At 49.7% G+C, this 9,526-nt stretch carries 10 protein-coding genes, 1 rRNA gene and 1 pseudogene; 5 read left to right on the top strand and 7 right to left on the bottom strand.

Annotated elements, in window-relative coordinates:
• Window positions 1–363, bottom strand: a 16S ribosomal RNA gene (locus tag CRI63_RS12240); the annotation flags it as partial.
• A gap of 472 nt (window positions 364–835) precedes the next feature.
• Between CRI63_RS12240 and CRI63_RS12235 the strand changes: the two genes are divergently transcribed.
• Window positions 836–1,390, top strand: a complete 555-nt coding sequence (locus CRI63_RS12235) for a gamma carbonic anhydrase family protein (protein ID WP_135519655.1) — start codon at window positions 836–838, stop codon at window positions 1,388–1,390.
• On the opposite strand, the gene CRI63_RS12230 is transcribed toward CRI63_RS12235, so the two are convergent.
• The 6 genes from CRI63_RS12230 to dprA are packed head-to-tail and all read right to left on the bottom strand — an operon-like array spanning window position 1,366 to window position 5,160.
• Window positions 1,366–1,623 carry a DUF1488 domain-containing protein gene (locus CRI63_RS12230; RefSeq protein ID WP_130217594.1) on the bottom strand — a complete coding sequence of 86 codons (258 nt, stop codon included), beginning with the start codon at window positions 1,621–1,623 and terminating at the stop codon, window positions 1,366–1,368. The genes CRI63_RS12235 and CRI63_RS12230 overlap by 25 nt on opposite strands.
• Entirely contained in the window at window positions 1,620–2,438 is an 819-nt protein-coding gene (gene aroE, locus CRI63_RS12225; protein WP_135519653.1) for a shikimate dehydrogenase, read from the bottom strand. The genes CRI63_RS12230 and aroE overlap by 4 nt, the downstream gene beginning before the upstream one ends.
• Window positions 2,439–2,442: 4 nt before the next feature.
• A complete protein-coding gene (gene tsaC, locus CRI63_RS12220; RefSeq protein WP_135519651.1) occupies window positions 2,443–3,015 on the bottom strand; it encodes an L-threonylcarbamoyladenylate synthase type 1 TsaC in 573 nt (190 codons plus the stop codon).
• A gap of 4 nt (window positions 3,016–3,019) precedes the next feature.
• Window positions 3,020–3,562, bottom strand: a complete 543-nt coding sequence (locus tag CRI63_RS12215) for a type I DNA topoisomerase (protein WP_001129723.1) — start codon at window positions 3,560–3,562, stop codon at window positions 3,020–3,022.
• A 28-nt stretch (window positions 3,563–3,590) separates the two neighbouring features.
• Entirely contained in the window at window positions 3,591–4,064 is a 474-nt protein-coding gene (gene smg, locus CRI63_RS12210) for a DUF494 family protein Smg (RefSeq protein WP_000460680.1), read from the bottom strand.
• The gene (gene dprA, locus CRI63_RS12205) at window positions 4,036–5,160 is read right to left on the bottom strand and encodes a DNA-protecting protein DprA (protein ID WP_135519649.1); all 1,125 of its coding nucleotides are present in this window, start codon (window positions 5,158–5,160) and stop codon (window positions 4,036–4,038) included. The genes smg and dprA overlap by 29 nt, the downstream gene beginning before the upstream one ends.
• 129 nt (window positions 5,161–5,289) lie before the next feature.
• Here dprA and def point away from each other — a divergent pair, with 129 nt between their 5' ends.
• The 4 genes and pseudogenes from def (at window position 5,290) to trkA (ending at window position 9,495) form a co-directional block, all read left to right on the top strand.
• On the top strand, window positions 5,290–5,799 hold the full coding sequence (gene def / locus CRI63_RS12200; RefSeq protein ID WP_000114984.1) for a peptide deformylase: 510 nt from the start codon (window positions 5,290–5,292) through the stop codon (window positions 5,797–5,799).
• Window positions 5,800–5,813: 14 nt separating this feature from the next.
• Window positions 5,814–6,761 carry a methionyl-tRNA formyltransferase gene (fmt, locus tag CRI63_RS12195; protein ID WP_135519647.1) on the top strand — a complete coding sequence of 316 codons (948 nt, stop codon included), beginning with the start codon at window positions 5,814–5,816 and terminating at the stop codon, window positions 6,759–6,761.
• 45 nt (window positions 6,762–6,806) lie between these two features.
• A pseudogene (rsmB, locus tag CRI63_RS12190) lies at window positions 6,807–8,097 on the top strand (16S rRNA (cytosine(967)-C(5))-methyltransferase RsmB).
• A 21-nt stretch (window positions 8,098–8,118) separates the two neighbouring features.
• Window positions 8,119–9,495, top strand: coding sequence for a Trk system potassium transporter TrkA (trkA, locus tag CRI63_RS12185; protein ID WP_000691382.1), 1,377 nt, complete (start codon window positions 8,119–8,121; stop codon window positions 9,493–9,495).
• Window positions 9,496–9,526 lie beyond the last annotated feature (31 nt).

Raw genomic sequence — 9,526 nt, 5'->3', positions numbered from 1 at the left:
CACTGCTGCCTCCCGTAGGAGTCTGGACCGTGTCTCAGTTCCAGTGTGGCTGGTCGATCCTCTCACGACCAGCCTAGGGATCGGTCGCCTAGGTGAGCCGTTACCCCACCTACTAGCTAATCCCATCTGGGCACATCCGATGGCAAGAGGCCCGAAGGTCCCCCTCTTTGGTCTTGCGACGTTATGCGGTATTAGCTACCGTTTCCAGTAGTTATCCCCCTCCATCAGGCAGTTTCCCAGACATTACTCACCCGTCCGCCACTCGTCAGCGAATCAGCAAGCTGATTCCTGTTACCGTTCGACTTGCATGTGTTAGGCCTGCCGCCAGCGTTCAATCTGAGCCATGATCAAACTCTTCAATTTAAAAGTTTGATGCTCAAAGAATTAAACTTCGTAATGAATTACGTGTTCACTCTTGAGACTTGGTATTCATTTATCGTCTTTCGACGTTAAGAATCCGTATCTTCGAGTGCCCACACAGATTGTCTGATAAATTGTTAAAGAGCAGTTGCGACGCGGCTTTCAGCTCACTGTCGCGAGGTGGCGTATATTACGCTTTCCTCTTTCAGAGTCAACCCTGAATTTCAGGATTTTTCTCTTTGGTGTTACGACCATCTTGTGAAGTGTTTCACGTTGTCGTCTCAACGGAGGCGCATTATAGGGATCCCAATTTTTTTGCACAAGTACTTTTTTGATCTTTTTTTCTGTTTGTTGTTTTTTCACCCTTTTTGCTGCATTCACACACAAAACGGTGCTTTTTTGCATACTAAAAGACTTGCACAAGGCCAATAATGCACCCAAAGTCATTAGTAAATCATTTATTGTTGAGGTAAGTATGTCTGATGTTTTACGCCCATACCGCGATCTTTTTCCACAAATCGGTCAGCGCGTAATGATCGACAGTAGTAGTGTGGTTATTGGTGACGCCCGCCTGGCTGATGATGTGGGGATCTGGCCGCTCGTTGTGATTCGTGGCGATGTGAATTATGTACAAATCGGTGCCCGCACTAATATTCAGGATGGTAGCGTCTTACACGTGACCCATAAATCAACGGCTAATCCACAAGGCAATCCGTTGATCGTCGGTGAAGACGTTACGGTTGGACATAAAGTGATGCTCCACGGCTGCACCATTGGCAATCGAGTTTTGGTTGGGATGGGCTCAATTTTACTTGATGGCGCAATAGTAGAAGATGATGTAATGATTGGTGCGGGTAGCCTGGTCCCACAAAGTAAACGGCTGGAGAGCGGATATCTGTATCTCGGTAGCCCCGTCAAACAGATCCGCCCGTTAAGTGATGAAGAGAAGGCTGGGTTACGCTATTCCGCAAATAATTACGTGAAATGGAAGGACGAATATCTGGATCAGGGTAACCAGACCCAACCTTGATCATCTTCACTTTGTTCCTGAATTAAGTTTTCCGCTTCTTCCTCCAGGTCCCAGCGATGCTGACGAAAATTCGCTAACCACTGTTCTGGCGTATCTCCTGCAAAGCGGTTCGCCAGACTCTCTCCAGTAATAGCGCAAGTGAGCTGCATACCATTTACAAGAGCTGGAAAACAAACGCATTTTTTACTCTCGTTCCACTCTTCCCTGTCTGGAAACTGGATGGCCTGATTCACGCGGACAACTCCTCCTGCAATTGCTTTATAACTGGTTCTACGTCAGGCAGAACACCGTGCCAGAGAAGGAAGGCATGAGCCGCCTGCGCCACTAACATCCCCAATCCATCCGCATTACGTTTTGAGCCTTGCTGTTCACACCATGCCAGAAAGGGCGTTTTTCCCTTCTGGTAGAACATGTCATAACAACAAATACCTGAATGGACGAGCGATGCCGGGATCGCCGGAACATCTCCACTAATGCCACTGGATGTCGCGTTAATAATAAGATCGAACTCGTGGCCTTCCAGTTCGTCCATACCCAACGCCTGAACACTTCCAGTGTGCGCAAACAATTTAGCCAACTCTTCCGCGCGAGAAACCGTTCGGTTAGTGATTGTCACCGCACAGTCCAGAGAGAGAAGCGGCAGTAATACCCCACGAGATGCCCCACCAGCGCCGATAAGCAGAATACGTAAACCGGAGCGAATAAAAGACAGACGTTCCAGATCGCTTAACAAGCCTATACCATCGGTATTGTCACCCAGCAGGCGTCCATCTTCTAACCGCTTGAGGGTATTAACAGCACCAGCCAACGCTGCCCGTTCAGTAAGCTCATCCGCTCTGGCAAAAGCCTCTTCTTTAAAAGGCACCGTCACATTCGCACCTTTACCACCAGCACGAAAGAAAGCGTTTAGCGTGTTGATGAAATCATTGATGGGTGCCAACACGCGGCCATAGGGATGTTCAATATTCAGTTGCTGAGCAAATTGCTGATGAATGAATGGCGATTTGCTGTGGGCTATCGGATTACCAAAAACAGCATAGGTTACCATTATGTTACCCCTGTCGAAACAGTTCACCCGTCAGGGCATCGCGGATTTCTGAAGGATTTAAACGCCCCCCCGTTTCACCAGGCACAACCGGGAACGCCGCGCCAAATTGTGCGCGAACTTCGTCTACTGTTCGACAAGGTGGCAATCCACTCAAGTTGGCACTGGTAGAAACCAGCGGTTTACCATAAGCCTGGCACAAAGCAACCACCAACGGATGGTCGGTGACTCGTACAGCAAGCGAATCAAAGCGGCCCGTCAACCATCGCGGTGTTGTCGCAGGCGCGGGAAAGACAAAAGTGACAGGACCAGGCCAGCGAGAAAAAATGGTTTCACGCTGCGCCTCAGTCAGCATGCTGTCATCAATATAGGGTTTAAGCTGCTCGTAATTTGCCGCGATTAAAATCAGCCCCTTATCAACCGGACGCTGTTTTAAATCCAACAGCCGCATCACTGCTGTTTCGCTATCAGGATCGCACCCGACACCGAAAACGGCTTCCGTTGGATAGGCGATGACACGTTCTTCATTGAGGACATCTATCGCAGCTGCGATAGCGTCTCCTTGCAGGTTATTATTCACGTTATTATTCCGCCGAAACCGGCTTTCCACATTGTTTACTGGCACAAAAGTGTTTTACACCCTGCGCGGTTTTCTTTTCGATGAGTAGCGGATAATGACACTCAGGGCACTCTCCGGCTATTGGTTTGAAGTTAATAGCAAATTGACACTCAGGGTAGCGATCACAGGAGTGAAATGTTTTGCCATAACGGGAGCGGCGCTGGACCAGATGGCCCGTCCGACATTGAGGACAGGTAATTGCTGTTTCGTCCGGTTTATCGATAAGTTCGGTATGTTCGCATTCAGGGTAGTTACTGCAACCAATAAACATACCAAAGCGTCCCTGGCGTAATACCAGATTTGCGCCACATGCAGGGCAAACCTGCCCCTCCAGAACTTTGACGATATGCCCATCCGCTGAAGATTTCAGAGGACGGACGTAGTCACACGCCGGATACTGTGAGCACCCAAGAAACGGACCGTGTTTCCCGGATCGAATAACCAGTTCAGCCCCGCACTTTGGGCAGGACTCATTATTACGCACCGTGAACAGTGCTGATTTCGCCATAACAACTTATGCTGAATTAAAGAAATGATTAATGCAGCATACCTTCATTCACTTCAAAGAGTAATTCTTCCATTTGCTGGTACGCATTTTCGCAGCCCGGGATGTTGAACAACACCATCAGGATCACCCATTTCAGATCATCCAGTTCGAACTCTGCGTTATCCAGCGCAAGCACTCGCTCTATCACCATTTCACGAGTTTCAAGGTTTAGCACCTGAATCTGCTCAAGGAAAAGCAGAAACCCACGGCAGCTGGCATCCAGTCGTTCACACTCTTCCGGTGTATAAATACGCATGGAGAGAGGATCCGAGGCCAGTTGCATCGGTTCTGCCAGCCCTTCCTGATAATCAGCAAGTTTTTCCAGCCATAGCAGGGCATTGTAGATATCTTCTCGCTCAAAACCTGCGTCGGTAAGATCCTGTTCAAGTTTGTCTTGATCCACACGCAACTCAGCTTCAGTGTGAATATAGGTTTCAAACAAATACATTAGTACGTCGAACATGGCATGCCCTCCTCAATCGGACATAGCCGCCGGGTACAGCTGCGATCCATCCTGCTAACTCCAGTTCAAGTAGTTGAGTAACTACCTCTGGCACAGGTTGGCCGGCACGTTCAGCGACGACGTCAACAGGTGTTACCTCATCTCCTACGTTAGCCAGGAGCTCAGGAAATGGCAATGCCACGTCTTCCTGATCTGATGAATAAAATGATTTTTCAGGGGCATCTGGCAACCAGTGCAATCCATATTGCAAATTTTCCAGAATTTCTTCCGGTTCCGTCACAAGAATCGCACCTTGTTTTATAAGCCAGTGGGGGCCTTCACTTCCGGGACTCCCTAATGGACCGGGCAAAGCAAAGACTTCACGTCCCTGCTCAAGCGCACAACGCGCTGTCACCAGTGAACCACTGCGCAAAGCCGCTTCCACCACCAGTACACCTTTACTTAGACCACTGATAATGCGATTTCTTCGCGGGAAATTGTAAGCAAGAGGAGGGGTATCAAGGGGAAATTCCGAGACAAGAGCCCCACCATGTTCAAGCAGACTGGTCGCCAGTCGGGCATGGCGACGCGGATGAATTGTATTGAGCCCATTCCCCAGCACAGCAACACTGACGCCATTTACCTGCAAGGCCGCTTTATGCGCTACACCATCGATTCCGCGCGCCAGCCCACTGGTAATTGTCACGCCTCGCGCCGCCAGCGCCTCACATAACAGCCGCCCCCACCGTTCGCCATACCATGAATGCGCCCGGCTTCCCACTACGGCCAACTGAAATGATTGCAGCGCCTGTAGATCACCAGCAACAAATAGTGCACCTGGATAATCAGCCGTTGCAATAAGTTGAGGAGGATAAAATTCGCTGTCCGCAGGGATTAAATGATGGTTGGGTTGCTCCAACCAACAAAGTGAGCTTTCGATACTCTTTCGCGGAAATGAAAGAAAGCGCTGTGCCTGCCGCAATGTAAGCCCTGTTTGCTGCAATACAACCGCATCAATATTTGGCTGTTCTGCCAGCCAGTCAGCTATACGGACCATATCATCGCCGTACAAGCTGCCGATGCTCATTAAACGCAGCCAAATTTCTGTATCGACCATCCTTATCTCCCTGCCATAAGCAGCCTTAGCAATCTTTGCGATTGGTCAGTGATGCTGTCAATCAGAGGGGGATTTGTCTAGAATAGAAGAAATAATCTTTCTAACTCCTGAACACATCTCTGGAGATTTATGTCAGTTTTGCAAGTGTTACATATTCCGGACGAGCGGCTTCGCAAAGTTGCTAAACCGGTAGAAGAAGTGAATGCAGAAATTCAGCGTATCGTCGATGATATGTTCGAGACAATGTACGCAGAAGAAGGTATTGGCCTGGCGGCAACCCAGGTTGATATCCATCAACGTATCATTGTTATTGATGTTTCGGAAAACCGTGACGAACGGCTGGTGTTAATCAATCCGGAGCTTTTAGAAAAAAGCGGCGAAACAGGCATTGAAGAAGGTTGCCTGTCGATCCCTGAACAGCGTGCTTTAGTGCCGCGCGCAGAGAAAGTGAAAATTCGCGCCCTGGACCGCGATGGTAAACCATTTGAACTGGAAGCAGATGGTCTGTTAGCCATATGCATTCAGCATGAGATGGATCACCTGGTCGGTAAACTGTTCATGGATTACCTGTCACCGCTGAAACAACAACGTATTCGTCAGAAAGTTGAAAAACTGGATCGTCTGAAAGCCCGGGCTTAAGGATAAGAACTAACGTGTCAGAATCACTACGTATTATTTTTGCGGGAACACCTGACTTTGCAGCGCGTCATCTTGACGCGCTGTTGTCTTCTGGACATAACGTTGTCGGCGTGTTCACCCAACCGGACCGACCGGCAGGTCGCGGTAAAAAACTAATGCCCAGCCCGGTTAAAGTGCTGGCAGAAGAGAAAGGGTTACCGGTTTTTCAGCCTGTTTCCCTGCGTCCACAAGAAAACCAGCAACTGGTCGCCGATCTGCACGCTGATGTTATGGTCGTCGTCGCCTATGGCTTAATTCTGCCTAAAGCAGTGCTGGAGATGCCGCGTCTTGGCTGTATCAACGTTCATGGTTCACTGCTGCCACGCTGGCGCGGCGCCGCGCCAATCCAACGTTCGCTGTGGGCGGGCGATACAGAAACCGGCGTGACCATTATGCAAATGGATGTCGGTTTAGACACGGGCGACATGCTCTATAAACTCTCCTGCCCGATTACCGCAGAAGATACCAGCGGCACGTTATATGACAAACTGGCAGAGCTTGGCCCACAAGGGCTTATCGCCACATTGAAACAACTGGCAGACGGCACGGCGAAACCAGAAGTTCAGGACGAAACTCTTGTTACTTACGCCGAAAAGTTGAGTAAAGAAGAAGCGCGTATTGACTGGTCACTTTCGGCAGCGCAGCTTGAACACTGCATTCGCGCTTTCAACCCATGGCCAATGAGCTGGCTGGAAATTGAAGGACAACTGGTTAAAGTCTGGAAAGCGTCGGTCATTGATACGGCAACCAACGCTGCACCAGGAACGATCCTTGAAGCCAATAAACAAGGCATTCAGGTTGCGACTGGTGATGGCATCCTGAACCTGCTCTCGTTACAACCTGCGGGTAAGAAAGCGATGAGCGCGCAAGACCTCCTGAATTCTCGTCGGGAATGGTTTGTTCCGGGCAACCGTCTGGCCTGATAGTCCACTCTTCTAAGCCCGGTCTTGCCGGGCATTTTTATACTTATGAAAAAACAACGTAATTTACGTAGCATGGCGGCCCAGGCCGTTGAACAAGTCGTCGAGCAAGGGCAATCATTAAGCAACATTCTGCCACCGCTCCAGCAAAAAGTTTCTGATAAAGACAAAGCACTTCTTCAAGAGTTGTGCTTTGGCGTACTGCGTACGCTTTCGCAGTTAGACTGGCTGATTAATAAGTTAATGGCCCGTCCGATGACCGGCAAACAGCGCACTGTGCATTACCTGATTATGGTTGGTTTGTATCAACTGCTTTATACCCGCATTCCACCTCATGCTGCGCTGGCTGAAACGGTTGAAGGCGCTGTCGCAATTAAGCGCCCGCAACTTAAGGGGCTGATTAACGGCGTGTTACGCCAGTTCCAGCGTCAGCAAGAAGAGTTATTAGCCGAGTTTAATACCAGTGATGCACGTTATCTGCATCCTTCCTGGTTGCTGAAGCGTCTGCAAAAAGCGTATCCAGAGCAGTGGCAATCCATCGTCGAAGCCAATAACCAGCGTCCGCCAATGTGGCTGCGCATTAATCGTACGCATCATTCCCGCGACAACTGGCTTGCATTGCTGGATGAAGCAGGAATGAAAGGTTTCCCGCATGCGGATTACCCTGATGCTGTACGGCTAGAAACACCTGCACCTGTTCATGCGCTACCCGGTTTTGAAGACGGATGGGTTACCGTTCAGGATGCATCAGCACAAGGTTGCATGACCTGGCTTGCGCCACAAAACGGTGAACACATTCTGGATCTTTGTGCCGCCCCAGGCGGTAAAACAACGCATATCCTTGAGGTGGCACCAGAAGCGCAGGTTCTTGCGGTTGATATTGACGAACAGCGCCTCTCTCGCGTTTACGACAATTTAAAACGCCTTGGTATGAAGGCGACCGTGAAACAAGGTGATGGCCGCTACCCTTCCCAATGGTGTGGCGAGCAACAGTTTGATTCGCATTTTATTAGATGCGCCTTGTTCAGCAACGGGTGTGATTCGTCGTCATCCGGATATCAAGTGGTTACGTCGTGATCGCGATATCCCGGAACTCGCGCAACTGCAGTCTGAAATTCTCGACGCCATTTGGCCGCATTTAAAATCCGGTGGAACCCTGGTCTATGCCACCTGTTCGGTGTTACCGGAAGAGAATAGCCTGCAGGTTAAAGCCTTTTTGCAACGTACCGCTGATGCCGAACTTTGCGACACCGGAACACCAGAACAACCGGGTAAGCAAAATCTGCCTGGTGCCGAAGAGGGCGACGGCTTCTTTTACGCTAAGCTAATCAAAAAGTGATGACATAACGGGTCGCGACTGATGAAAATTATCATTCTGGGTGCCGGTCAGGTTGGCGGCACACTGGCGGAAAACCTGGTTGGCGAGAACAACGATATTACTGTTGTCGATACCAACGGTGAGCGTCTGCGGACCTTGCAGGATAAATTTGACCTGCGAGTCGTGCAGGGGCATGGCTCTCATCCACGCGTATTGCGGGAGGCTGGTGCCGACGACGCCGATATGCTGGTTGCTGTAACCAGTTCAGATGAAACCAATATGGTTGCCTGCCAGGTAGCCTACTCACTTTTCAACACCCCTAATCGCATCGCTCGTATCCGCTCACCAGACTACGTGCGCGATGCCGATAAGCTATTTCATTCAGATGCTGTACCGATTGATCATCTGATCGCACCAGAGCAGTTGGTTATCGATAATATTTACCGACTGATTGAGTATCCCGGCGCATTGCAGGTGGTGAACTTCGCTGAGGGTAAAGTCAGCCTCGCTGTGGTTAAAGCCTATTATGGCGGCCCGCTGATTGGTAATGCACTTTCGACCATGCGCGAACATATGCCACATATCGATACTCGTGTGGCAGCAATTTTCCGCCACGATCGCCCCATTCGTCCGCAAGGTTCGACCATTGTTGAAGCCGGTGATGAAGTGTTCTTTATTGCCGCCTCGCAGCATATACGCGCGGTGATGAGTGAATTACAGCGACTGGAAAAACCGTATAAGCGGATCATGCTGGTTGGTGGCGGTAATATCGGTGCAGGGCTGGCGCGTCGTCTGGAAAAAGATTACAGCGTCAAACTCATCGAACGTAATCAGCAGCGCGCTGCCGAACTGGCGGAAAAGTTGCAGAATACGATCGTCTTTTTTGGTGATGCGTCGGATCAAGAACTGCTGGCCGAAGAACATATCGATCAAGTTGATCTGTTTATTGCCGTCACCAACGATGACGAGGCCAATATCATGTCAGCCATGCTCGCCAAACGTATGGGTGCGAAAAAGGTGATGGTATTGATCCAGCGTCGCGCTTATGTGGATCTGGTTCAGGGGAGCGTGATCGATATTGCGATTTCACCACAACAAGCAACTATTTCTGCGTTGCTTAGTCATGTGCGAAAAGCAGATATTGTTGGTGTTTCCTCATTGCGCCGCGGCGTAGCAGAAGCTATTGAAGCCGTTGCTCACGGTGATGAAAGCACCTCGCGCGTTGTCGGCAGAGTCATTGATGAAATCAAGCTACCGCCGGGAACGATTATTGGAGCGGTGGTACGTGGAAACGACGTGATGATTGCCAATGACAATCTGCGCATTGAGCAAGGCGATCACGTAATTATGTTCCTCACAGATAAAAAGTTTATTACCGACGTCGAAAGACTCTTCCAGCCAAGTCCTTTCTTTTTGTAATTAATAAGGCGTCTAATGACGCCTTATTATT

The organism is Escherichia sp. E2661, assembly GCF_004745185.1.
Taxonomy (GTDB): Bacteria; Pseudomonadota; Gammaproteobacteria; order Enterobacterales; family Enterobacteriaceae; genus Escherichia.
The sequence above is the reverse complement of the archived record's forward strand: the minus strand, read 5'-3'. Positions and strand labels throughout refer to the sequence as shown.